The following is a 23708-nucleotide window of genomic DNA, read 5'->3' as shown; positions in this document are numbered from 1 at the left end:
AAGAATCACATGACCTTTCCAAAAGAATTCACCATCACCCCCGAACTTCCCGTCGGACCCGCGCATCCGCCCGTTGTCGTCGCCGAAATCGGACTCAATCACAACAACGACGAAGAAATCGGAAAACGAACGATCGCCGCCGCCAAAAAAGCGGGAGCACAGGCGGTAAAATTTCAATCCTATGTTACGGAAGAATTCATCGACGTTCACAATCCGGACGCAAAGATCCTAGTGGATATATTCAAAAAATATGAACTATCGGAAGCGATGCATAGGAAGTTTCAAAAGGCGGCCGAAGACGAAGGACTCGTCTTTTTTTCGACCCCTCTTTGCGTGAGTTCGCTGCAAATGCTCGTAAACCTAAAGGTTCCCGCGATCAAAATCGCAAGCGGAGACGTTACCAACAAATCGCTTTTAACGGAAACGGCGCGCACTAAACTTCCGGTGATCCTCTCCTCCGGCGCGGCGGATTTTTTCGAACTCAGCCGAGCGATCTCCTTTTTGGAAAAAGAAGGAACGGACAAACTTTGTCTTTTACATTGTGTTTCCTTATATCCGACTCCTCCGGAAAAAGCGAATCTGAAGGTGATAGAAACATTCAAAAATCTGTATCCGTTTCCGGTCGGTTTTTCGGATCATACTGCGGGAAGCGTCGCCTCGAGCGTAGCGGTTTCGCTCGGCGCCTGCATGATCGAAAAACATTTTACCTTGGATCACAAGTTGGACGGACCGGATCACGGAATTTCGGCCAACCCCGAAGAACTCAAAGCGGTCTGCGATACGGCTCTGACTTCCTGGAAGATGAAAGGAAACGGAGAAAAGAAACCTTGGCCGGAAGAAGTCGGCGGAAGATTTTTCGGAAGAAGATCCTTATACGCGGATGCGAAAGGCGCGCCGATCGCGCTCCGTCCCGATCTGACGCAAAAAGAATCCAAGTTTCTCGATTCTTGGGAAACGGAAAAAGCGAACGGACTCAAAGCGGAATCGGGCAAACCCTTTCATGTTTGATTCATTCCGTTTTTCTAAATTACGAAATCCGATCGTTACGATCGGATTTTGGTTTCTTCTCATTTCGACTTCCGGAGTCGCCGCTCCCGCGGCGTACGGCAATCTCGGTTCGGAAGTGGACTTTATCGATTTCGGAAGATGGACCACGGCTCCCTTTAGTTATTCGGTTTCTTCTTCGTTTTCACCCGAATACGGAGGTTTTAATCTTTTCGATTCGGACCCGAACACGCACTGGTATTCCTCCAACCGACCGGGGGCAGAATGGATCATCGTGGACTTCGGTTCCAAACGTCTGATCAACGGCCTGGAAATCACGGTTCCTTTGTTCCGCAAAGAGCGCGCCGTGAAAAAATACGAGATTCAGGTTCTGATCCGGGACGACTGGAGAACCATATTCACGAATCAGAATGTGGAATTGAACAACTTTCACAAGCTGGAAAGTCTGGACGCCTCGGTTTTACGGATTTATTTTCCGGACACGACGGACAGAGGCGTGGTGATCAGCGACCTCAAACTTTTTCTCAATCAAAGACTGTTGAACGGAATCGATCCCCGGCTCCGCGGATACACCTTTCCCGTTTCCGGCGGACTCATTCCTAGTTTCGATTTTCAGCTTCCGAACGCGCCCCGAGTGTATCGAAACGGGGTTCATAAGGGAATCGATATATACAAAAAACGAGATACGGACGGCCAGATTCGAAATCTGAACTTTCAAGACGAAGCGGTCGCCCCCGGGGACGGAACGATCGTACGTGCGGATCTGAATTATTCTCCTATGACCTTGGCCGATTACGAATATCACACGGCTCAATCGCAAAAAGGTACGGTCACCTTTGTCGAAAAGGATTTCGGCGGCAGACAAATCTGGATCGATCACGGTCACGGAGTCATGACGAGCTTCAATCATCTTTCCTCGATTCGGAAGAATCTCAAAGTAGGAGATAAGGTCAAACAGGGAGAAGTCATCGGTACGGTGGGCAACTCGGGTCTCATCGAAGAAGCGAAAGGAATCCCCGACAATACGCATCTTCACTTTGAAATCTGGGTGGACGGCGAATTTTTCGGAAACGGAGTCGCTCCGGCTCAAGTGCGGAAGATGCTTCAGTTCTTTTTCAAACGATCCGGATCGGATTGAATCCTCTCCGTTCCAACGAATCACAAGGCTCCGTAAGCCACCGCGAAAGCGATGGATATAAACTCAACAGAACGGCTTTCTATGGATCGCCGTTCTGGAGTCAAAAAATTGAAATTCAGAAACTAGAATATTCAAAAAATCAAATTCAATTTTTTGACTAAAGCCGAGAGCGCGGTTTTTCACCGCAAAGCGGTGAAAAATTCGCCCGCCTTTCACTACACAAAGATTCAGTACCCGATTCGTTTTTCTAAACACATTCAAAATGACGAATGAACGCGTTCCACTGCGCTTAACATTTGTGTACCGAAGGAAATTTTTCTAAAAAAATTTGAAAAGGGATTGTACTTTCTTTCCGATATTTGATTATGTCCCGTATTGTAAATTCGGTGGAGATTCGTTATGCCTGAGCAGTTACAGAAAATCTTAAACAACATCCGGGACTTTTTCACTTCCCTGGATACGACTAAAAAGCTTATACTCGGAGGGGTGGCGTTAACCGTTCTCATCGCGATCGGAATTCTTTCCACGATCTCCCTTCAAAAGAACCGAGTGGTTTTGTTTAAGGACTTAACGAGCAAGGACTTTGCCGAAGTCACCAAAAAACTCGATTCTCTCGGCTACCAATACGGCAGTTCCGATACGAGCATCATCACGGTCGATCCCGAACAAAGACAAGAGATCGTAACCAAACTCGCCCAGGAGAATTTAATTCCCGCGGGAGTTCAAGGCTGGGAACTATTTAATGTGGATAAATTCACGGAGACCCAGTTCGACAAGGACATCAAAAAATACAGAGCGTTAAAAGGCGCGATCGAACAATCCTTGATGACCCTTCGTTCCGTGGACAAGGCCTACGTCAACATCGCCTTTCCGGAAGACGAACTCTTCACGTCGAACGCTTCTCCCGTTAAGGCTTCCGTAATTCTCCACTACATTCCGGGCGTCGAATCTCTTTCCAGAAAGGAAGTCAAAGGGATCGTAAACTTGGTTTCCAGAGCCGTTCCCAAGTTGAAGCCGGAAAACGTAAGCGTTGCGGACGCGGACGGTAAGATCATCAGCGATTTCGAAGAGGACCTGGAAAAAGAAAGACTCGAACTCAGAATCGTTCAAGAGAAGTTGAGAATCGGCGAAGAACAGCGAATCCAACGTTTGATCGACATGAGAAACACCCTTCGCTGGCTGCTCGGCGGAGAAGAAAGAGTCGACATTACACGTTTTGAATATAACTTAAATTGGGACAAGGAATCCTACAAAGACAATTCCGTTTCTCCGGTTGTCGCGATTCCCGATAACCCGAACACCCCTTACTCCGAATTAAAACTCGTGGACGGATATTCTCTCAAAGTTTCCTCCAAAGAAACCAAAGAAGACTTCAAAGGAAGAGGTTTTACTCCGGACGGCCCCGCGGGAACCGAGCCGAACATTCCTCCCGGATACAAGGACACGGACTATCAAAAATCGGAATACAGCAAATCCGAAAACATCAACAACTACGAATTCAACAGAAGAGTTTCCGAAGTTCAAAAACAACCTTGGAAAGTGGAGAAGGTAAATCTCTCCGTAGTCATCGACGGTATGTGGGAAAAGAAAGAGAAAGAAGACGGAACCGGTTACGATCGTAAATACATCCCCGTTTCCGACGACGAACTCAGACAGATCCGCAAAAACCTGGAAGCAGCCGTCGGAATCGACAAGGCAAGAGGGGATCAAATCTCCGTCATCACGATTCCAAAAGACAGATCGGCTCAGTTCGCGGCGGAAGACGAAGAACTCCGCAAACAGAAAGCGATCCGTCAGATGATCATCGCATCCTTAATCATCATCCTTCTCCTGATCGTAAGCATCCTGGTTTACAGAGCGGTTAAGAAAGAAATCGCAAGAAGAAGAAGACTCAGAGAAGAAGAACTCGCCGCACAACAGCAAATGATGAGAGAAGCGGCACTCCGCGTCATGGACGAAGGCGGAGCCGAAGTCGAACTCTCTCTGGACGAAAAATACAGAAGAGAACTTCTCGAAAACGCGATCAACCTCGCCAGAGAAAAACCGGAAGAAGTCGCACAACTTCTCCGCACATGGCTCTCTGAAGAGGAAGCAAGCTGATGAACTCCCTGTCGTCCAGACAAAACAGAGCGGGAAGTCTCCTCCGGATCTTGGGGGAGCATCTCCCGCCGGAAGTCTACCGCCATCTGGGTCCGGAAGCGACGGGGAAACTTCTCGAAACGTTTCACAAAACCGGAAAGCCGGATTCGAAAGAAGAGAGAGAGGTTCTCTCTTCTTTCTTAAACTCTCTCACAAGAATTCAAAAAGAAGAAAGCATCGATCCCGAAAGTCTCAACCTGATCCGGGAACTCGAAGCGCTTCTCAAAGAGGAAAAGGAAGAACGGGATCTTCTTCAAGAGCTAAAGACAAAGAGCGCGGACGAAATCTCCAGAATCGTTTCCGGCGAAAACTCGGATATGATCGCCTTGGTTCTTTGTTTCGGAAATCCGGACGCTGCGGCCGCGGTGTTAAACGACTTCCCCGAAGCGAGAAAAGAGGAGATTTTGATCCAGATCCACGACTTGGATCTTTCCAGCGAATACGAAAAGAACCGCCTGGAACGCTTTCTTAAATTCAAACTCGAAGCCTTGGCTCTCGAAGAGAAAAGTCTTCCGATCAAAAACCAGAGGGGCAAAAAGGCGGCCGACCTTTTGGGCCGTTTACAACCCGGAGATTCGCAAAAAATCTTCGATCGTATCCGCGAGAAGCGCCCCGGTTTTGCCGAAAATATAATTGAACACTTCTTTCGGATGGAAGATCTGTTATTCTTGGAAAGGGACCCATTGAACCGGTTCTTTTCCTCCTTTCATCCGATCGTCCTCGCGTGCGCCTTGAAAGGCACGGAAACGGAAGTTCAGATCGCCATTCTTGAAAAACTGGAACCGGCCCTCTCCTCTTCCATCCGATTGGAATCCGATTCGATGGGACCGATCAGTCTCGCCGAAATGGAGACCGCTCAGAACGGAATCCTGGAAAGACTCCGGGACGCGATCGAAGAAGGAAGTATCAAATTTTGGAGAGCGACCTAACTCATGGCTAAACTCGTCTTTAAACCCATACAAATCGCAGACATCAAAGATCAGGTCGAATTAGCGATTCCCGATAAATACAAAAAATTCCACAGGGATGAAGACGCCGAAGAGTTCGAAGTAGACCAAGAAGGAAATATCATCGAACAATACCAGGGCCCTTCGATCGAAGAGATCGAGGCGGAGCTGAGCCGTTACCGCGAAGAGAACGAGGAACAGGTTCGTAAACTTCTCGAGGACGCAAGAAGAAAGGCGGAAGAGATCGAAGAAGAAGGACGCAAACGCGCCTTCCAAATGATCCAAGACTCGAAGGAAAAAGTTAAACTCGAAGAAGACACCGGTAAGGCGAAGGCCGAACAGATCCTCGACCGCGCCAAGATGGAAGTCGAAAGAATGATCAAGGAAGCCGAGATGAAGGTCGCCGAGATCGAACACGAGGCTTACTTAAAAGGATACGATGCGGGCCGCGAAGTCGGTTTCAAAAAAGGTCAGGGAGAGGTAAGACGACTCATCGACCGTTTGGGAACCATCGTAGGTAAGGCTATCGATATCCGCGAAGAAATCATCCAAGCTTCCGAAAAACAGATGGTGGAGATGATTCTCATCATCGCGCGCAAGGTCATCAAGGACGAGATCATCGAAAGAAAGGAAATCGTTCTGAACAATATTAGAGAAGCCTTAAAGAGAATCAAGGACCGCGACCGTGTGGACATCCGAGTCAACTTCGCGGATCTGGAACTCACGACCGCACACAAAGACGAACTTATCAAACTTATGGAATCTCTCCGCAAGGTCAATATCTACGAAGATTCGCGCGTGGATCGGGGCGGCGTCATCATCGAAACAGACGTGGGTGCGATCGATGCGAGAATTTCCACACAGCTCAAGGAAATCGAGGAAGCGATCCGGAATGCGGAGCCGATCTAAACTCGAACCTGTTTCGGCATCCGACGCCGTTGTCGGTCGGAAGCCTTTGTCTTTTTTCTCGGTTCGGAATTCGCTTTCGAGCCAAGACATTCTTCTCCCTTCTTATCGATCTCCCGGGAAAACCGGGAGATCTTTTCTTTTTGTGGGAGATCCTACAAATCCGTTCTTCGGAATTCGTGCGGGAGGACGTTCTACGTTCTTCCCCTTGCATTGTATGAGTTCCCACATTCACGGATGCACCGATTCACAGGAAATTTCTTCGGAAGAATTTTGTAAGAGTTCCCACAAATCCGATCGTAAACACAGTCGGCGTATGAGTTCCCACAAACCGGCACGGTTAGGACAGAATTCCTGTGGGAACTCACACAGCCCCTTCTTCGTAAGCGACATAATTCTTTTATTTTCCCATAGATACTTGACTTTCCGGGAAATTCTGGATACCAAGAGATATTCTTACGGCCTATGATTGAAAAGAAGTTTCACGAGAAAGTGGACGTAATGTCCAAATACTTCCTGATCATGGATCGCACCGAAACGATCCGTAAATCGGGGAAGGTCATCCGCGTTTCCGGAAACGTCATCTATTCCGAAGGTCCGCCCGATTCCAAAATCGGGGAACTCATGGACGTCCAGAAGAGCGGCAAAGAAGGCTACCTCCAATGCGAAATCGTAGGCTTTGAAGGCCACGTTTATACCCTGATGCCTCTCGGACCCGTGGAAGGAATTTATCCCGAAGCGTTCGTATTTTCATCAGGCCGTAAACTCGCAATCCCCGTCGGAAAAGAACTTCTCGGTCGTGTCCTAAACGGCGTCGGAAGACCGATCGACAAAAAAGGTCATATCATCACAAAGGAAGAACGTCCTCCCGACAACGACGTTCCCAACCCGCTCGATCGACCGATCATCCGCGACATTCTGATGACGGGGGTCCGAGCCATAGACGGAATTCTTACCATTGGAAGAGGACAACGCGTCGGTATCTTTTCCGGTTCCGGCGTCGGTAAATCCAGTTTGCTCGGAATGATCGCGCGTTATACCGACGCGGACGTAAACGTGATCGCTCTCGTCGGAGAACGCGGACGAGAAGTGAACGAATTCATCGAACTCGATCTCGGTAAAGAAGGTCTTCAAAAATCCATCGTCCTCGCGGCGACATCCGATTCTCCCAAAATGGAACAGGTCAACTGCGCCCTGCTCGCAACTTCCATCGCCGAATATTTCCGCGACCAAGGAAAACACGTGAACCTCATGATGGATTCCTTGACTAGATTCGCGCAGGCCAATCGGGAAATCTCCGCATCCAATCACGAACCTCCGATCACGAGAGGTTTCAGTTCTTCCGTGTTTTCTAAACTCGCAAAACTCGTGGAACGTTCCGGAACTTCCAAGTCGGGCGGAACGATCACGGGGTTTTACACAGTTCTTACCGAAGCCGACGAGATGGAAGATCCGGTCGCCGATGCGGTTCGAGGTTATATAGACGGCCATATCATTCTCAGCCGAAAACTCGCGGAACGAAATCATTATCCCGCGATCGACGTTCCCGCTTCGCTTTCCCGGGTCATGGTAAGAATCGCACCGGAAGATCAAAACCTGAGAGCGGGAATGATCCGCGAACTCATCAGCGTTTACAACTCCGCCGAAGAATTGATCCGCTTGAACGCATACGTTTCCGGTTCGGACCCGCGCGTGGATCTTGCAATTCGCAAGAAGGACAAGATCGATCGTTATCTGAAACAGAAAATTCAGGAAAGAAGCAACTACGCTCAGGCTTTAAAAGGTTTGAAAGACGTCCTCGACGACGAACAGGAAGAAGAGGAATTCTAATCCTTGAAACGATTTCGCTTTAATTTAGAGCCCGTTTTGAATCTCCGCAAGAAGAAGGAAGACGAGAAACTCAAGGCATTCTCCCTGATCGCGGGCGAGATCAATCAGATCCGGAATTCCATTCAGGAGAACGAGAAACAGATCGAACTCCTCACGGGAGAATCCTATTCTCTCAGCGGGGCGTCCTTGCGCGACTATCAACTGCATCAGGGTTATATTCGTTCCCTGATCACACAAAACGAGAACCTGGAATCCGATATCGAAAACCGAAGACCGGAACTGGACTCAAAACGCGCGGAACTGATCTCCGCTCAGAAGGACCGAAAGATCCTCGAGATTCTCAAAGAGAATCAATACAAAGCTTACAAGAAATCATACTTCAAAAAAGAAAAGTTCGAACTTGAAGAACATTACAATCAGCTAAAATCCATCCAATGGAGACAAATGAATGAATCCTCTGAATCTGAACCGGCTCCGAGAGTCTTTACATACGATACGGGATCAAGCTCTGAACCCGCAAACGACGACTCGGGAGCTTCCGAACTCAAAAAGATCTACGACCGATTCAAAAAGTGAGTCTCTGTTTCAGAAAATTCTAAACGTGGCGGGCGGAAATTCTCCGCAACCGACGGATTCCATACTCAGCCTTCAGAAGAAAATTACCGATTTTCAAGAAAAGGCCGAACGTTTGGAGAACAAAATCCAAACCAACCGGATCGATCTAAAGGTTTAAAATGGCATCGTTAAGCGACAAAGCAAGAGCTACCTATCTCGTCCTTCTCATCTTTTTCTTATTGGGAATCGGTTTTTTCGTATTTGATTACTTTCAGATCATCAACGCTTCGGAAATTTTTCCGTTTCTCCGCAAGGAACCCGCGCTCGTAAATCAGGACAACGAATCTCCTTCCGAACTTCAAAAACTCGAATTCGCAAAAGCGCAGGAACGTTTTGCGGAAGAACTCGACGAGTTGGAAAAAAGAAAAGCCGAGTTGATGAACGAAAAAGGCCGCCTCGAAGCGGAAATGGAAAAACTCGAGGAAATGCGCAAAGGTCTCATCGCAAAAGAGAAGGAGATGAAGTCCTCGGACGCGGAAAAGAACAGCCGTCAAAAACTCGTGAAGGTTCTCGCCGATAAGGTCGGAAACATGCCGCCCGAATCCGCGGTAGGAATGCTCGTAAACTGGCCGGACGGAGATATCATAGACGTTTTTATTCAGATGGACAAGGACGCAGAGGAAGACGGAAGACAGACGATCACGACCTATCTTTTGACCCTCTTCCCCGCGGATCGAAGAGCCATGATTACGAACAAATGGCTGAGCAGATCGGGCGGAATCAAAACTCCCGATATTCCCGACGACGCGGTAGAAGCCAACCCTTAATTCGGAGAACCCATGAACCAGAAATTAAATTCAATTTTTATAATATTCTTTGTAGTTGCGATTGCGGCGTTTCCGATTTCCGCAAAAAAGAAAACGAATTCCGCACCTCCGAAAGTGAGCGGTTACGAACTCGTTTCCAATCCGTCCGCGGCTTTCGGAAAAACGATTCATATCTCGGGAACCGTTTCGGAAATTTTATACAAGGGAAACTCGATCCGCTTTGTGGTTTATTTTTCCGGAAAACCGGTCGCACTGGACTCGGACGCTTCCAACCTCATTTCCAACGTTCAAGTGGGAAGCAGCGTTTCCGTTTGCGGATTTTATCTCAAAGACCGCGAACTGAAGGTGAACGGAACTCCTACAACGATGCCGTTCATTTTGGTGGACGCCCCGGATTGCAGATAAGGTAGAAATTCGATCGAATAGGATAGAATTTTTTATAGAATGCGGTTGAACCGAACGAACCTTAGGAGCGAAAGTTCGAGTTTCGGAAAGATTCCGCCGCGTTCATTCTTTCGTATTTAACGTTTCCGATTTTCGAAATCGTTCTTAGAGATTCCGAAGACCCAGACTTTTCCGAGTTCTTCGTTCGGTTCTTCGGATAAGAATTTCATTCCACATTTTTTCAAAACTGAGTTCGATGCGTTCTCTTCCGCCAAGGTAGTCGCCTTGACTTGAAGCACATTCGGTTGTTTGAATGCGAATTCGATCAGCTCGTTGGCCGCAAGAGTCGCATATCCTTGATTCCAAAATTCGACGGCAATTTCATAACCGATTTCCACGGAGTTTGCGGAATCCGGAGCCCCCGTGTAACCGCCGTTTCCAACCAAACTTTTGATGGTCGGGTTAATAAAAAAATAACCGCCCCATAGATTCGGTTTTTCCGATTCATCCGTTTTCAAATCTCGATCGGAAACTTGAAATGCCTCCGGGAATGTCGGCCAGGATTCGGGAATGTTCAAACCTAAATAGTCGGCGAGTCGGTCTTTGCCTTCCAAAAGTTTTACTTTATGGATTTTATGAACGGGAATTAACGTTAGATTCATTTGTATCTTTATTTTTAAGAATGCCGTTGAATGATTTTGGAAGATTGAGATTTCAACGTAAAAACCGCTACAATCAAATTGAATAACATTTAAATAGAAAGATTTTTGCGGTATTTCCTGAAATCTTCGAGCGCTTTCGCAACCATATCAGGCCTCAGCTTTTCCGTAAAAATGGAATAAAAGACGTTAAAATTCTTAATTCCATAACTTACTTTTATTTCCGGATAGGGATATCCTATGAATACGAAGCTGCCTGAAAAACGGTTGAATGTTACGAATTGAATATCGTTCCACGCGATCTTCTTTACTTTCGAAGTAAAAACCTTCTCCGTCAAACCGATCGAATCCACACATAGCGTATAAAATTTTGAATAAAAAATCATGTAAATTCCCAGCAGACTGAATCCTGCGAAAATTATCGATACGTAATGAAAGTTTTCGTTCTCGGAATAAGCCGAAACATGAAAGGCTACGGAGAGCAGAGCAAAAAGAATCGTTAACAGAGCTCCGGTTACGACAAAGCTTTCCGGAAATACGAAAACATTCTTTTTCGAATCGAAATCGTTCGTGGAATCGGAAACGAATAATTTCCGAATCCAATATCGTAGCAAAATTGCGGCTATTATATTGCCTACGATTCCGGTAAAGATTACGGTTATAATTTTAATCGATAGTGGAAACATTCAAAAATCGAACGTTATACGCTCATCAAGTCTACGATCCTTTGTTTGCGGTTGCGCAAAAAGGTTTTGAAAAACAGAAATCGATTCTTACTCCTCTACCTGGTTTTCTTGCGTTGAAACATGACTTCGGAACGATTTGTCGTAGTTCCGACGATTTTTCCGTTCTACAAAGCGCGCCCCCACCCTCGTTGGGTGGTGGTGGCGGGTCCGCGGGAAATCCCGGCAAATTTTCCAATAACAGAAAAATCCCCACGGATCAACAAAAAATTCCTGTCCTAATTTGTGGGAACTCCTACTTCGAATTCGATAGAATAATGCTTTCCAATTCCCCCAACGCCTTTTCCAAATCGTCGTTCACGATTTTATAATCGAATTCGTTCTGACGTTCCAATTCGAGTTTTCCGTTTTTCATCCGCTTCGCAATGCTTTCTTCGGAATCGGTTCCACGGCCGCGCAATCTTCTTTCCCATTCCTCTTCGCTCGGAGGTAAAATAAAAATCGTAACGATCTTACCGGGAAGTTTTTCCTGAATGATCTTTGCGCCCTGCACGTCGATATCCATAATCACGGACGAACCGTTAGCGAACGCCTCTTCGATAAACTTCAAAGGGGTTCCGTAGTATTGATCGTGAACGAGAGCCCATTCCAAAAAAGCGGACTCCGCAATTCCCTTTTCAAATTCTTCCTTCGTTAAAAAGAAATACGTTACGCCCTCTTTGTCTCCGGGACGGGGCGCGCGGGTCGTGCAGGAAATCGAGAAAAGGATTTCCGGATGTCTTTCTCTGAGTTTTTGAATGAGAGTGGACTTCCCTCCTCCGGCGACGGAAGAGAGAACGAAAAGTTTGGGAGAATTCAGTCTAAGTCTTCCTCTTCGGAAGCGATCGAGTTGTCGCTGGATTCGATTCGTTTTGTGAGGGACTCCACTCTCAAATTGGAAAGAATGAGATGGTTGCTGTCGGTCACGATGATCGAACGGGTTTTCTTTCCCTGAGTGGCGTCGATCAGGCTGTTATTCGTCTTGGCCTCGTTGCGGATCCGTTTGGCTGACGCCGAATCCGAATGAATGATGCTGACGATCTTAGAAACCAGAACGATATTCCCGAATCCTACGTTCAATACGCTAAACTGGGACATCAGAACCTCCTATTTCTATCCAACCTGAATCTTTCAATGATATCCACCTCGCCGAGTGCGAGATCCAGAACTTCCGAAATTTCTTCATGAGTATATTTTCTTTTTAAAAGGAAAACAACTTTCTCGATTTTCGTGGAATCTTCTCCGATTTCGAGTAGCGCCCCTTCGGCGGAAATACGGGTGGAATCCGGCTTAGGCGGCTTGTAACCGTTCACGTTATCCTGGAGAATTCTTCCGAAATCCGCTTCCTTGGACTTGAGATTGTCCTTGAAAGAAGGTGTTGCGCTTAACGTGCTTTCCGTATCGGCCGTCGGAGCGAACGGGTCCTCGTCCAGGGAAATATCCAAAGTGGAGTTGCGGGTTCCCGGAAAAAAATCGTTCTCGGAACGTTCTTCTTCCGCACGAATCGTTTTGATTTCCTGAATTCCGAAAAAGCGGCGAACCCCTTTCCCGATCGTTTCCAAAACGAGGTTGGAAGTGGAACCGCTCGCTCCGGGAACTTCCTTGGTTTCGCGGGGTTGAGACGAAACTCCTTTTTTCGGTTCTTCCGCTTTGTTTTTCGGTTTTTGAATATAAGAATTTTGTAACGTTTGATTGCGAACGGGAGAAGCCGCCCGATTTTGCGCGGTCGCCGAAGCAAAGGAAGAAGCATCCGCAGAAAGCGATGTCTCGTGTTCTTCGCGGACCAGATCCAAATTCTCCTTGTAGATATGTCCGATTCCTTGTTGAACCGAACCCGCGATCTTTGCGGCATTCGTAGTTTTGAATACGGGCTTTTCTTCGTCCTTCGAAGCGATCGTAGAAAACGGATCTTGACCGGAACGTTGAATCGGTTCGGGGGAAATCTGAATCCGGTTTAGGATATCGGGAGTCGTAGCTTGTTCGATTCGTTTGACGAGTTCTTCCACCTTGGCCGTCATTTCCTTAAAGGTAAGAATTCTCGATCCGATCAGATCGACTTGGCGGAGCGACTCCGTTTCCAGTTCGTCCACAAAATCCCGGATTTCTTCGTTGATCTGTTTGAGCATGTGCGTACGAATTCTTTCCGTTACTTTCGAAGTAATCGTATAATATAAAACCACGGAAATGACCGCGTTGATCGCTAAAACTGCAAATAACTCCATACCTTTTCCCCCGGTATTGTCTCCAACAACATCCCTTTGGAAAAGATTAAGCGAAGAATTCGATTCTGCCCCGATTGGCGGGTGCGTTAGACGCCTTTTGACCGCCGGCGGAATACGTCACCAGTTCGGTCCGATCTCCGGAAGCCGGCTTGTATGTTTTTAACCGGTCCTTGATCTCGTCGATTTTTTGATTTCTGGCCGAAGCCAATCTTTCCCTGGATTCCGGAGAAAGAGAGAAAACGTCCGTATACAACTCGACCGCGTATTTTCTGGTATCGTTGTATTCTTTGACCACCCGAGCGGTTTCGGAGATCATATGAGGCATGGTGAACGGATTTTCCACCTGTTGCTTCCGGATTATATCCGGAGCTTGACCGTAACCCAAGAATGTGTCGCTCAGCCTCATCCTATGGTTTAATTACCACGGTTTCGTTTTTTTCTCCAGTCTTTTTTATTGTCCGGATCGGGGTCTTCGTAAGGCACCTGGCGGATCATTCCGTTCTCTTCCACGAAGGTCTTGTTCTTGATTTCGTTCCGAGTCTTGTAATCCGAGTTTCGGATCTTCATCGTCACGCCGCCGTAGAGAACCTTTTCGATGCTGATCTTCCCGTGAGAAGACTTCTCTTCCATATAATTTTTGAGATTGTTGATTTCGGTTTCGAATTCCTTGATCCGAGAATCCAGTTTTTCAACCGCCTTCTGCATCTTGCCGAGCTGATTCTCGTGTTCTTCCGTAAAGGAAGCCGGATCGGATTCTTTTCTTGCCTGAAGCGTCTTGAGACTTTTAAAAACCTGTTCGTGTTTCGACTGACTCTCGTGCATCTTCGCTTCGTAGTCCGCGATCTGCTTGAGAACTTTCGGATCGATCCCCACGACGAGTTCGGTTGCCGGGTTCGCGGGAGAACCGATGCTTCGAGCGCCGATGAGTTCGGAGGCGCGTACGGTTCCGCCCACGATCTGACCGCGTTTTCCGTTGCACAAAATCTTCCCGCCCGCGCTCACGAACGAATGGAGAATTCCCTCTTGAACCAGAACGTCTTTTTCGGTGATCACTGTCGCGCTCTGAATGAACTTGGCGATCACGTTTCCTCCGGTGGATTCGATATGCGCTTCTTCTCTTCCCGAAATTCCCTGACGAATGATGATGTCTCCGTCGGCTTCGACCCTCGCCTTTTGAACGGTTCCGTAGATTTCGATATTGCCCGCGGCCTTTACGGAGTAATTGTCTTCCACGTTACCCGTAATCACGATCGAACCGAGAAAGGTCACGTTCCCCGTTTTGATTCCCACGTCTCCGTTGACCCGATAAACGGTTTCGACAGAAAGTCTTCCCGTTGCGAAGACGACTTGACCGTTGACTTCGGCTGTGAGTTTGCTTCTGTCTTCGGAAAGAATGGTTCCCTTTCCTTGTTTGAGATCCGTATCGGTTCCGTCTTTTGCGGGAAGAAGTTCGTTGAATAAAGTGCGACCGTATTTTCCTTTTTCGGCGGGAATTTTTTCGGCGAGCAGCTGACCGACGACTACGTTTTCGATGAGATCCAAATCCTTGAAGTCCACTCTTCCCGATTCGTCCTCTCGGAACGAAACGTTTTTGGAAGTGCGGACGTGATAGATGATCTGCGCGTTTTTCCCGTTGATCGGATAATCCCCTTCCGCAGCGAGAAAGGGCTGGTTGTAGAATTCCTCTTCGAGTCTTCTTTGGATGTCTTCCTCTTTGAATCCGTATTTGACGCCCGCGTTCTTGAGATGATTGACGATGTCCTTTACGTCCAAATCCCTTCCGCCCGGTCTCGGAGGAAGAATGGTGACTTTCGCCTTCATCTTATCGGACGTGATGTCGAGTATGAGTTTAGCCTCCATACCCGGTCTCGGTTTTTGATCGGAGATCAGAATCGGTTCGCCCTTTGCGTCTTTGACGATTTTGCGGACGAGTTTGTCGTCTTCTCCCGTGACTCCTTTGAGAACGAGTTTTTTGGAAACCTCGTCGATTTCCACGGGACGACCTTCGCCTAACGGAGGGAATACGGTGAGATACACACCGTTGCGGAGAATCTGAACGAGACTTCTTCCGTTTCTATCCTTTGGTTGAATGAAATCCTTGAGGTCCTTGGATACGAGTTTGCCGGAACCTCCGGTGAGTTTCTGATCGAGTTCGGTGAGTTCGTCGAGAAAGTTGTCTTCGGGAAGAATGGAAACTCGGATATGCCACGGTTCGTGACCGAACAGTTTCTTCTTGCCTCGTTTTAAAACGACGTAGTCGAGTTCGTGGATCTGTTTTTTAAGATGTTTAGCAGCGAGACGAAGAGAGTTTTCGAGCGTATCTCCGTACACTTCGACCTGCTCTTTCTGGATTCGATCCAGTTCCCTGCCTTGATCTTCTAAGAATGGTAAAAGGGAACCCATACATTAGCCCCGTTGAAAAGATTACTTTCGAGAAATGACGGACTTTACTTTACCGAGTTTGCTTCTCAGTCTGGAAACCGCTCTTGTGTGAAGCTGCGAAATTCTGGATTCGGTCACTTCCAACACTTCTCCGATTTCCTTTAAAGTTAGATCTTCATAATAATATAATACGATTACTTTCTTTTCCTTTTCGGGGAGGGTTTTGATCGCTTCCACGATCACGTTTTTGATTTCCTCTTTTTCGATGATCGTGTCCGGGTTCATGTTCATCGGAGATTCGAGGGTTTCCATAAAGGAAACTTCGTCGTTCTCGTCGCCGAGAAACCAGATGTCGTTTAACGATACGAGGGAAGTTCCGCTGATCTTGGTAAGAAGGGAATTGTACTCTTCCATAGAAATTCCCAATTCTTTCGCGATCGCGTCGTCGTCGACTTGCTGGCCTTCTTTATTTTCCAGCATACCGATGATTTGTTCGAGTTGTTTTGCTTTTTGACGGATCGATCTCGGAATCCAGTCGATCGAGCGAAGTTCGTCGAAGATACTTCCCCGAATTCTCGTCATTGCATAGGTTTTGAATTTGATCAAACGTTCGGGATCGAATTTTTCGATCGCATCCAAAAGTCCGAACACTCCGTAGGATACGAGATCGTCAAACTCGACGTTTTGCGGCATTCCGATCGCGATTCTACCCGCGACGTGTTTGACTAACGGAGAATATTTCTCCACAAGATAGGATCGGATGTCTTGGTCTTTGGTATCCCGATAGGATTTCCATAGTTCCGTCTCATCCTGCTGGTTATATTTCTCATATTTTTTGGACATAAGCTCGGATCTGGAAAAACCTTGACCTTCATTCTAAAGTGTCGAGCTTCTCAGAAAATTGCAATAGCATTTTTTAGGGCAAAAACAGGGAAATCAAGCAGTTTTTTGTCTCATTCACATTCTAAGCCCGATGCGAAGGAAATTAAAGGGAAGTCTCTTACTTTTCTCCCATGTCGTCGCGAGCCAACATCGTTCGAATCGCTTCGGCCATGAGTTTCGGTTCGTTTTTGATCGCTATATTTTCGACCATGATGTGATCCCCGAAGTTTCCGCTTTTCTGACGTTTCGGAGTCGCGGAAGCGAAGACTTCCGTGTTGGAGGCGCTGTCTCCCGATGAGAAATCCGAGTCGCTTGCGTGACTTGTGTAGTCGTGTCCGCCCCCGCCTGCTCCGTCCGCATCGGAAGAAGCCGGAACGAATTCTCCGCCTATGTTGGAAAGGAAGTCGAGAAATTCGGGAACTTTCATTTCCAAGATCGCGTGTACTCCGAATCCGAGAACGGCGAACGCGACGACGGAAAGAACCGAGACGAGAATGACATGTCCGAAGGAATTTCCGGTAAGAAATCCGCACACTGGGCTCACGATCATTGCGATCAGAGCGAAAACACCGATAAAAACAATCTGAAGGTTCAAGACTTATTCTTCGTCGCTTTTATCCAGCTCTTTGTCGCGGACGTCCATAAAGTTGAAAAACTTTTTGAAGAATCCGCTGATGCCGGCGTCTTCCAACGGCTCCATTTCCTGATTTAAAAGAGAATACGTAATTCGGTTCAGACAAGCGGCTGCCTTGCTTTTCGGAGAATTGATGATGTAAGGCTTTTGTTCTCGAATGCTCTTCTCGACTTCCTCGTCCTGAAAGATAAATCCGAGGTTTTCCACCTTCACTTCGAGGAATTGTCCGCTGATGTCGATCACTCGATCCGCGACCTTCTTTCCTTCGATCGCGCTGCGAACACGGTTCACTACCATCTTGAGATTCTTATCGCGGCTTTGGGAAACGATTGCCTTGATGAGTCCGTACGAATCCGTGATCGCTGTCGGCTCGGGAGTGGTAATCACGATGACGTCGTCCGCGGGAAGGGTCAGGCCGATGACGTTGGAACTGATTCCGGCTCCGGTATCGATGATCATAATATCATAATTGTCTAATTCGGAAAAACCCTTGATCAGGGAATTTCTCTGCGTGTCGTTCAGGTTCGCGAGTTGAGAATAACCCGAAGCTCCCGCGATGATGTCCACGCCTTCCGGGGTTTGGATGATGATGTCCTTGAGGCTTTTATGGCCTTTGACTACGTGATACAGATTGTATTTGGGAATGATTCCTAGGATGACGTTGACGTTCGCGAGTCCCAAGTCCCCGTCGAACACGAGGACTTTTTGACCCGCGCGGGCCATAGAGATAGCGAGGTTGACGGAGATGGTACTCTTTCCAACTCCTCCCTTCCCGGACGCGATCGCTATGATCTTTGTCGTGGGCTTTCTGGATGACAGAACTTTAAGACTCGTGTTCCCCTCGGTGAGTTTCCGTAAATGAGTCGCCTGGTCCATTCTTTACCTCTTCAAAAGCTTCGGAATCAGCCACCGGCAACGGTGAAAACTTCTCCTCTCAGCTCTGCAATTTTCTCCGGAGTCACCACACATTCCGCCATCAGGTTCTTTTCCGCAGGAAGAATGTCGAACGGAACCTCTTGCCCCACGCTGTAGTATGTGAAACTCTTAGAGTATGTATCGGCCAGTTCGAGAAAACCACCTAAAAAATCTGCCTCGTCCAATTTCGTAAGGAGAATTCTTCGGTAGTTTAGAGACTCATAGGCTTTCAATACCGCACTTGTATGATGGTAGGAAGAAGTCGCGGAAAGGACAAGAAGATTTTCCACCGAGTCTTTTTCACCGAAACAGGAAAGGTAAGAATTCATTCTTTCCAACTGCTCCATATTGCGATGACTGTACCCCGCGGTGTCGATCAAGATCAGTTCCGACCCGTCTCGAGCCAGAGTTTCCTTGAATTTTTTTATGTCCTTAACCGGGTAAAACGGCATTCCCATTGTGTCTGCGTAACGTTTGAGCTGTTCGATCGCCGCGATTCGATAGTTGTCTGTCGTATAAAGCGACACGGATCTTCCCATGTGCAGGAAGTATTTCGCCGCGAGTTTAGCCACGCTCGTCGTTTTCCCGGACCCGGTAGGACCTACGAGAAAGACGACCTTTCTCTGATTCTTTCCGGTTCCGCGGAACAAGTCCGGGTCCACGCTGACGCGCTCCTTCAAGATCTCGACCGCTCGTTCTGAAACCGCATGGTTGCGTCCTTGATCGATGGGCGAAAGCCGCTCTTCGATCTTGGAAAGAAGTTCGTCCACATAACCTTGGCTCATTCCTTCCCGAACCCACTTCTCACCCAGACGGGTTAAGGGAGAATCCTTTCTACCTCGAACGGGGGAAGTTTCTCTGCGAGCGGGAGAAGTTTTGTCAAAAAGTTCTTTCTCAAACGACAAGCCGACTCTTTCGGGTTCGGTCGTGATGTCTTCGATTTCCCAGGAATCCTCCGCGACCGCGGTCGCGGCTTCCTTTTCCTCCAGGGTTCTGGAAAGAGGCTTTAAGGTCTGAAGAGTTTTCTTTCGTTCCGCGGGAGCGTTGTAGGACTTCTGCTTCAGAAGATCCTTAAGATCCTGAAGTTTGCGTTCTATCTTTTCGCGGGAAGCCTGTTTTTCGGGAATTCCGATCTGAATCTCGATCATCTTCTTTGCAAGAAGACCGGTTCCCATCACACCGCCTTCGGTGACCACGGTTTGAGAAATCACGGTCGCCTCCGATCCGTATTTCATTTTCATTTCCATCAAACAGTCTTGGTAGCTTTTACCGCGAATTTTAGCGAATTCCATTTTCAACTCCCTGATCCTGGTTTATAAGCAAGATCGAATATTCTAAATAGTTCATACTTCTTCCCCGACTCCCGCCGTCGCGGTCTGTGTCTGAGGAAGTTTGAGCTCGGCCTCGATCACCGAATCCACGGAAGAATGAATTTCCTCGTAGGCGAGAACGCCGAAGTTTCGAGGAGGAAATTCTTTTGCCAAAAGATACGAGAAAGGCAAACGAACTTCTCGGTTTACGACGAAGATCGGGAACTTTCCTTCCGTTCTAAAATTGCGGTAGAGTTCCGCGACGCTGTCGATCAGCCTTCTGTAAAAATCGGGAGCCAAGGACAACACGTCCCTGTTCTCGATCCGATCCTGAGTGATCGATTTATTGAGTCGGTCGAGAATTCTACTTTCGAGCGTGATGACTCGCAGTTTACCGTCCATCGAGAGATAATCCCGAACCACGGTTCTCGAAATCGATTGTCTTACAAGCTCGGTGAGAATGTAAGGATTTTGATACTTAGGCAAATTGTTCGCGATCGATTCCAAAATCGGAACGAGGTTGCGGATTCCCAAACCTTCGCGTAACAAATTCTGCAATACCTGCTGAATGATCCCCAAGTTGCCCGGCTTGTCCGCGTCGAGTTCTCCGATGAGAGTCGGATAACTTGCCTTGTAGTGATCCAGAAGTTTTTTGACTTCTTCCCTTCCGAGCAAGGTGGATGCGTGCGTTGCGAGAAGTTCCTTCAAGTGAGTGACAACGACCGTGGAAGCGTCGACGACGGTATAACCCTTCGCTTCCGCTTCGGACTTGTCTTCGGAAGAAATCCACTTCGCTTTTTGACCGAAAGAAGGTTCTAGGAAATCCTCTCCTTGAATCGACTCCGCGGTCCCCGGACTTGTGTTGAGCGCCATGAGTTTGTCCGGCTTTACAGTCGAAGTTCCCACTTCGGTTCCATTGATCTTGATCGAATACGTGTCCGGATTCAGATCCAGATTGTCCAAGATTCTTACCGGAGGAATCACCACCCCGTTGTCTTGCGCGAACTTCTTACGCAGGTTGCTGATCTGATCCAAGAGCGCGCCTCCCTGCGAAGCGTCGACCAATGGAATGAGATGATAACCGACTTCGATTTCGATCGGATCGGTTCTGAGTTCTTCGTAGAAGTCTTTCGGTTTGCGATCCTGACCGGATTCTTTTTCCTTTTTCTCGATCGACTCGAGTTGTTCTTTGACCGTCTGCTCGAGAGAATATCCGAGATAGGCGATTCCCGCAGAAAGAAGAACGAGAGGAATAAACGGAAGTCCCGGAATGAACGCGGCAAATCCCAAACTTCCCGCGACCACGTAGAGAACCTTAGAATTGCTGAAGAGCTGGCTTTTGAACTGCGTAGCAAGATCGGATTCCGAACCGGAACGGGTTACGATGATACCGGTTGCAACCGTCGTTAAGAGCGCGGGAATCTGCGATACAAGACCGTCCCCGATCGTGAACTTACCGTAGGTTTCGATCGCTTGGGTGAAGGATTCTCCGCGGATCGAAGCTCCGATGATAACTCCGCCTAACAGGTTTATGGCGGTGATGATAAGCCCCGCTCGTACGTCCCCTTGGACGAATTTACTCGCTCCATCCATGGAACCGTAGAAGTCCACTTCCGCTTCGATCTTCTTCCTTCTTTTTTTGGCTTCTTCCTCGTTGATGTTTCCGGAAGAAAGCTCCATGTCGATCGCCATCTGCTTTCCGGGCAATGCGTCCAACGTGAACCGGGCTGCGACCTCGGAAATCCGCGTCGCACCTTTGGTGATCACGAGAATCTGCACCAAAACGAGAATGATGAAGATGATGAATCCCACCACGTATTTCGAAAGACCGGATTCGCTTCCGATGATAAACGAACCGAACGCGTCGATGACGTGACTGTTCATCGCCGGACCTTTGGAAAGAATCTGCCGGGTCGTCGATACGTTGAGCGCGAGTCGATACAAGGTCGTAATCAGCAAAAGGCTCGGAAAGATCGAAAAGTCGGCCGGTTCGTTCACCGAAAGGGACGTCAAAAGAACCAAGAGACCGATCGCCAAACTGACTATAATCAAAATATCTAATATGAATCCGGGAAGGGGAATCACGAGCATGGCTACGATCGCCACGGCCCCGATTCCCAAGATCACGTCGGATTGATTCCACCACTTCTTTTCCATAGTTTCCTCTTACACCGCTCTCCGGAAGGATTCCAAACGAGAGAGAATGGTCGCAATCGCGCGATAAAATTGTTGTGGAACCTCCGCGCCGAGTTCCACTTCTTCGTAAAGTCCTCTTGCTTGAAGACGATCTTCCACCGTGGGAACGCCGTTTTCCCGCGCGATCCGAATGATCAGAAGAGCGAAGTCGTCCACCCCTTTCGCGATCACGATCGGCGCCTTGTGAATCCCGGGTTTGTATTCGAGCGCGACCGCAAAGTGAGTCGGGTTCGTGATGACTACGTCGGCTTCGGGAACCTTCGCGAGCATTTTGCGTTTGTTCATCATGTCCCGCGCGAGTTGTCTCCTTCTGGCTTGAAGGGACCGGTCCCCGTCGGATTCCTTGGCTTCTCTCTTCGCTTCGGAAGGAGTCATCTTTAAGGATTCTTCATATTCGTATCTTTGATACAAGAAGTCCACGATGCTGATCGCAAGAAGAATGATCCCGACCACAAGAAAGATCTTGAACGAACTGCTCATGACGAGGGCCACCGCTTGTTCGAGTCCCATTTCTCCCGAAAGTAGTATGGGAAAAAAATCCTTGCTGATGATGATGTATGAAACCCAAGCGATGAGTCCGACTTTTGCGAGGGACTTTCCTAAATTGAAAAGAGTCTGACGCGTGGGCAGAACCTTTTTAAAGTTCGGCTGAACTCTGCTGAAGTTGAAACTGAGCGCGCGCGGTGTAAAAATAAATCCGACCTGCGCCACGTTTCCGATCACCGCGCCGACGAACGTGATACCGAACAAAGGCCAAAGAAGAGTGAACAAATCCGTGGAGGCGTTTTTTAAAAGTTCCGTTACGGACTCGGGACTGATATCGGTTCTGAGTCCGACGCCGTGAATGTATTTGCGAAGAATGTAAAACGTTCTCATGAAAAAATATTCTCCCATGAGATACACGAGAATCACTCCCGCGAGAAGGACGACCGCGGCCGGAAGCTCGGGAGATTTGGGAACGTTCCCTTTTTCCCGTTCTTCTCTTCTTCTTCGTTCGGACCCGGGTTCGGTTCGGCCTTCGTCTTCCGCGGCGAATAGCTGGAGATCGATCCGAAAATCCGCCGCGTTCGGAGTCGCCAAACATGGATTTGTGGGAGCTCCTACAAATTGCGGATGGGGAAATCGGAATTGACTTCCAAAAGATTTCGTGATAGAGAAAAATCTTCCGATTCTTCCCACCAACCCGCCACCACCGCCCAACCAGGGTGGGGAAATGGTTCTATCACGGAAGATGTCGGAACTACGACGTTCCTTTTTCCACCAACGCATCTCTTTCACTTCGGCCACTCCTGCAACATCAGATTGACCTTGTCGAAAGTAAGATCGAACGCCGCACCCATCTGCGAAACCAAATACGGCGTGATAAAGATCATCACGATCAAACCGATCGTCACTTTGATCGGAAACGAAAGCTGGAGAATATTGAGTTGCGGCGCGGCCTTTCCCATGAGCGCCTCGGAAACTGTAACGAGTAAAATGATTCCGAGAACCGGCAAAGACAATTTGAACGCGACCAGAAACATCGCGCCGACCGCGTCTTCCATCGCCTTATAAATTCCGTTTTGGATTTCCGGAGTGAAACGCAGCACTTGAATCTTTTCAAAGGAATACGCAAGACTCTCGAACATGATTCGATACGCGCCTAACGTTAAAAAGAGCAACATCCCCAAAAGATTCTTGAGAGTGCTGATCACGGGCAAACTGGTTTGAGTCACCGGATCCAAAATCTCCGCATAACCGAAACCGAGCTGAACGTTAAAAAATTCTCCGGCCATCTGAAAGGCCGCAAAGATCAAGCTGATCAAAAAACCGAGAAGCATTCCGATCAAGGCTTCGGCCATCACGACGAGACCGTAGGTTCCCATGTCACCCGGAACCGGAGGAAGAAATCCCGCCGTGACCGGAAACAGAATCACGGAAACCAAGAAGGAGAAAATCATCTTCTGAGGAACGCTGATCGAAGGATAAGAAAACACGGGCGCGACGGATAACAATCCCATCAGCCTCGAAAGGATCAGCAGAAACACCTGAAAATGATTGATGAAGTATTCCATA

Annotated in this window: 23 protein-coding genes; 9 read left to right on the top strand and 14 right to left on the bottom strand. The window is 48.0% G+C overall.

From position 1 onward, the window contains the following. The first annotated feature begins 9 nt into the window (after positions 1-9). From DLM76_RS13010 to DLM76_RS12965, 9 genes are all read left to right on the top strand, one after another. Positions 10-1008 carry an N-acetylneuraminate synthase family protein gene (locus tag DLM76_RS13010; protein WP_118965453.1) on the top strand — a complete coding sequence of 333 codons (999 nt, stop codon included), beginning with the start codon at positions 10-12 and terminating at the stop codon, positions 1006-1008. Beyond that, positions 1001-2143 (top strand): M23 family metallopeptidase, encoded by a 1143-nt coding sequence (locus DLM76_RS13005; RefSeq protein ID WP_118965452.1) that lies wholly within the window; start codon positions 1001-1003, stop codon positions 2141-2143. The genes DLM76_RS13010 and DLM76_RS13005 overlap by 8 nt, the downstream gene beginning before the upstream one ends. 399 nt (positions 2144-2542) lie before the next feature. Next, positions 2543-4243: a flagellar basal-body MS-ring/collar protein FliF gene (gene fliF / locus DLM76_RS13000; protein ID WP_118955885.1), complete on the top strand. Its 1701-nt coding sequence runs from the start codon at positions 2543-2545 to the stop codon at positions 4241-4243. Next, positions 4243-5211 carry a FliG C-terminal domain-containing protein gene (locus DLM76_RS12995; RefSeq protein ID WP_118965451.1) on the top strand — a complete coding sequence of 323 codons (969 nt, stop codon included), beginning with the start codon at positions 4243-4245 and terminating at the stop codon, positions 5209-5211. The genes fliF and DLM76_RS12995 overlap by 1 nt, the downstream gene beginning before the upstream one ends. Before the next feature lie 3 nt (positions 5212-5214). After that, positions 5215-6138, top strand: coding sequence for a flagellar assembly protein FliH (gene fliH, locus DLM76_RS12990; RefSeq protein ID WP_010574499.1), 924 nt, complete (start codon positions 5215-5217; stop codon positions 6136-6138). Between the two features lie 462 nt (positions 6139-6600). After that, positions 6601-7965 (top strand): flagellar protein export ATPase FliI, encoded by a 1365-nt coding sequence (fliI, locus tag DLM76_RS12980; protein WP_118955887.1) that lies wholly within the window; start codon positions 6601-6603, stop codon positions 7963-7965. A gap of 3 nt (positions 7966-7968) precedes the next feature. Next, on the top strand, positions 7969-8541 hold the full coding sequence (gene fliJ, locus DLM76_RS12975; RefSeq protein ID WP_118965450.1) for a flagellar export protein FliJ: 573 nt from the start codon (positions 7969-7971) through the stop codon (positions 8539-8541). A 158-nt stretch (positions 8542-8699) separates the two neighbouring features. After that, positions 8700-9347, top strand: coding sequence for a periplasmic-type flagellar collar protein FlbB (locus DLM76_RS12970; RefSeq protein WP_118955889.1), 648 nt, complete (start codon positions 8700-8702; stop codon positions 9345-9347). Between the two features lie 12 nt (positions 9348-9359). Beyond that, entirely contained in the window at positions 9360-9752 is a 393-nt protein-coding gene (locus DLM76_RS12965) for a TOBE domain-containing protein (RefSeq protein ID WP_118955890.1), read from the top strand. Positions 9753-9868: 116 nt separating this feature from the next. Here DLM76_RS12965 and DLM76_RS12960 read toward each other — a convergent pair whose 3' ends face one another. The 14 genes from DLM76_RS12960 to fliR all read right to left on the bottom strand — a co-directional run bounded on the left by DLM76_RS12960 (position 9869) and on the right by fliR (position 23707). Further along, positions 9869-10393 carry a GNAT family N-acetyltransferase gene (locus DLM76_RS12960; RefSeq protein ID WP_118965449.1) on the bottom strand — a complete coding sequence of 175 codons (525 nt, stop codon included), beginning with the start codon at positions 10391-10393 and terminating at the stop codon, positions 9869-9871. Between the two features lie 89 nt (positions 10394-10482). After that, positions 10483-11076 carry a hypothetical protein gene (locus DLM76_RS21575; RefSeq protein WP_158586390.1) on the bottom strand — a complete coding sequence of 198 codons (594 nt, stop codon included), beginning with the start codon at positions 11074-11076 and terminating at the stop codon, positions 10483-10485. Positions 11077-11368: 292 nt separating this feature from the next. Then, a complete protein-coding gene (locus tag DLM76_RS12950) occupies positions 11369-11932 on the bottom strand; it encodes a guanylate kinase (RefSeq protein WP_118955894.1) in 564 nt (187 codons plus the stop codon). Beyond that, positions 11929-12210 carry a DUF370 domain-containing protein gene (locus tag DLM76_RS12945; RefSeq protein WP_118955895.1) on the bottom strand — a complete coding sequence of 94 codons (282 nt, stop codon included), beginning with the start codon at positions 12208-12210 and terminating at the stop codon, positions 11929-11931. Before DLM76_RS12945 ends, DLM76_RS12950 begins: the two co-directional genes overlap by 4 nt. After that, entirely contained in the window at positions 12210-13334 is a 1125-nt protein-coding gene (locus tag DLM76_RS12940) for a hypothetical protein (RefSeq protein WP_118965447.1), read from the bottom strand. The genes DLM76_RS12945 and DLM76_RS12940 overlap by 1 nt, the downstream gene beginning before the upstream one ends. Positions 13335-13380: 46 nt before the next feature. Continuing rightward, entirely contained in the window at positions 13381-13740 is a 360-nt protein-coding gene (locus DLM76_RS12935; protein WP_118955897.1) for a hypothetical protein, read from the bottom strand. A gap of 8 nt (positions 13741-13748) precedes the next feature. Further along, the gene (locus DLM76_RS12930; protein WP_118965446.1) at positions 13749-15737 is read right to left on the bottom strand and encodes a FapA family protein; all 1989 of its coding nucleotides are present in this window, start codon (positions 15735-15737) and stop codon (positions 13749-13751) included. Between the two features lie 21 nt (positions 15738-15758). Then, positions 15759-16559 carry an RNA polymerase sigma factor WhiG gene (whiG, locus tag DLM76_RS12925; RefSeq protein WP_010574489.1) on the bottom strand — a complete coding sequence of 267 codons (801 nt, stop codon included), beginning with the start codon at positions 16557-16559 and terminating at the stop codon, positions 15759-15761. A gap of 157 nt (positions 16560-16716) precedes the next feature. Beyond that, on the bottom strand, positions 16717-17193 hold the full coding sequence (locus DLM76_RS12915; protein WP_118955900.1) for a hypothetical protein: 477 nt from the start codon (positions 17191-17193) through the stop codon (positions 16717-16719). Between the two features lie 3 nt (positions 17194-17196). Continuing rightward, positions 17197-18108: a MinD/ParA family protein gene (locus DLM76_RS12910; protein WP_100763086.1), complete on the bottom strand. Its 912-nt coding sequence runs from the start codon at positions 18106-18108 to the stop codon at positions 17197-17199. Between the two features lie 26 nt (positions 18109-18134). Next, a complete protein-coding gene (gene flhF / locus DLM76_RS12905) occupies positions 18135-19439 on the bottom strand; it encodes a flagellar biosynthesis GTPase FlhF (RefSeq protein ID WP_118955901.1) in 1305 nt (434 codons plus the stop codon). 51 nt (positions 19440-19490) lie between these two features. Then, positions 19491-21614, bottom strand: a complete 2124-nt coding sequence (gene flhA / locus DLM76_RS12900; RefSeq protein WP_118965445.1) for a flagellar biosynthesis protein FlhA — start codon at positions 21612-21614, stop codon at positions 19491-19493. A 9-nt stretch (positions 21615-21623) separates the two neighbouring features. Further along, the gene (locus tag DLM76_RS12895; RefSeq protein ID WP_241548254.1) at positions 21624-22922 is read right to left on the bottom strand and encodes an EscU/YscU/HrcU family type III secretion system export apparatus switch protein; all 1299 of its coding nucleotides are present in this window, start codon (positions 22920-22922) and stop codon (positions 21624-21626) included. A gap of 5 nt (positions 22923-22927) precedes the next feature. Next, positions 22928-23707: a flagellar biosynthetic protein FliR gene (gene fliR / locus DLM76_RS12890; protein ID WP_118955903.1), complete on the bottom strand. Its 780-nt coding sequence runs from the start codon at positions 23705-23707 to the stop codon at positions 22928-22930. Position 23708 lies beyond the last annotated feature (1 nt).

The organism is Leptospira yasudae (assembly GCF_003545925.1).
GTDB classification, from domain to species: domain Bacteria; phylum Spirochaetota; class Leptospiria; order Leptospirales; family Leptospiraceae; genus Leptospira; species Leptospira yasudae.
This window is presented reverse-complemented; position numbering and strand designations above follow the sequence as displayed.

Excerpts from the sequence above, each read along its gene's own strand:
- DLM76_RS13010 (WP_118965453.1), top strand. The coding sequence starts at position 10 with ATGACCTTTCCAAAAGAATTCACCATCACCCCCGAACTTCCCGTCGGA.
- DLM76_RS13005 (WP_118965452.1), top strand. The coding sequence starts at position 1,001 with ATGTTTGATTCATTCCGTTTTTCTAAATTACGAAATCCGATCGTTACG.
- fliF (WP_118955885.1), top strand. The coding sequence starts at position 2,543 with ATGCCTGAGCAGTTACAGAAAATCTTAAACAACATCCGGGACTTTTTC.
- DLM76_RS12995 (WP_118965451.1), top strand. The coding sequence starts at position 4,243 with ATGAACTCCCTGTCGTCCAGACAAAACAGAGCGGGAAGTCTCCTCCGG.
- fliH (WP_010574499.1), top strand. The coding sequence starts at position 5,215 with ATGGCTAAACTCGTCTTTAAACCCATACAAATCGCAGACATCAAAGAT.
- fliI (WP_118955887.1), top strand. The coding sequence starts at position 6,601 with ATGATTGAAAAGAAGTTTCACGAGAAAGTGGACGTAATGTCCAAATAC.
- DLM76_RS12970 (WP_118955889.1), top strand. The coding sequence starts at position 8,700 with ATGGCATCGTTAAGCGACAAAGCAAGAGCTACCTATCTCGTCCTTCTC.
- DLM76_RS12965 (WP_118955890.1), top strand. The coding sequence starts at position 9,360 with ATGAACCAGAAATTAAATTCAATTTTTATAATATTCTTTGTAGTTGCG.
- DLM76_RS12960 (WP_118965449.1), bottom strand. The coding sequence starts at position 10,393 with ATGAATCTAACGTTAATTCCCGTTCATAAAATCCATAAAGTAAAACTT.
- DLM76_RS21575 (WP_158586390.1), bottom strand. The coding sequence starts at position 11,076 with ATGTTTCCACTATCGATTAAAATTATAACCGTAATCTTTACCGGAATC.
- DLM76_RS12945 (WP_118955895.1), bottom strand. The coding sequence starts at position 12,210 with ATGTCCCAGTTTAGCGTATTGAACGTAGGATTCGGGAATATCGTTCTG.
- DLM76_RS12940 (WP_118965447.1), bottom strand. The coding sequence starts at position 13,334 with ATGGAGTTATTTGCAGTTTTAGCGATCAACGCGGTCATTTCCGTGGTT.
- DLM76_RS12935 (WP_118955897.1), bottom strand. The coding sequence starts at position 13,740 with ATGAGGCTGAGCGACACATTCTTGGGTTACGGTCAAGCTCCGGATATA.
- DLM76_RS12930 (WP_118965446.1), bottom strand. The coding sequence starts at position 15,737 with ATGGGTTCCCTTTTACCATTCTTAGAAGATCAAGGCAGGGAACTGGAT.
- whiG (WP_010574489.1), bottom strand. The coding sequence starts at position 16,559 with ATGTCCAAAAAATATGAGAAATATAACCAGCAGGATGAGACGGAACTA.
- DLM76_RS12910 (WP_100763086.1), bottom strand. The coding sequence starts at position 18,108 with ATGGACCAGGCGACTCATTTACGGAAACTCACCGAGGGGAACACGAGT.
- flhF (WP_118955901.1), bottom strand. The coding sequence starts at position 19,439 with ATGGAATTCGCTAAAATTCGCGGTAAAAGCTACCAAGACTGTTTGATG.
- flhA (WP_118965445.1), bottom strand. The coding sequence starts at position 21,614 with ATGGAAAAGAAGTGGTGGAATCAATCCGACGTGATCTTGGGAATCGGG.
- DLM76_RS12895 (WP_241548254.1), bottom strand. The coding sequence starts at position 22,922 with ATGCGTTGGTGGAAAAAGGAACGTCGTAGTTCCGACATCTTCCGTGAT.
- fliR (WP_118955903.1), bottom strand. The coding sequence starts at position 23,707 with ATGGAATACTTCATCAATCATTTTCAGGTGTTTCTGCTGATCCTTTCG.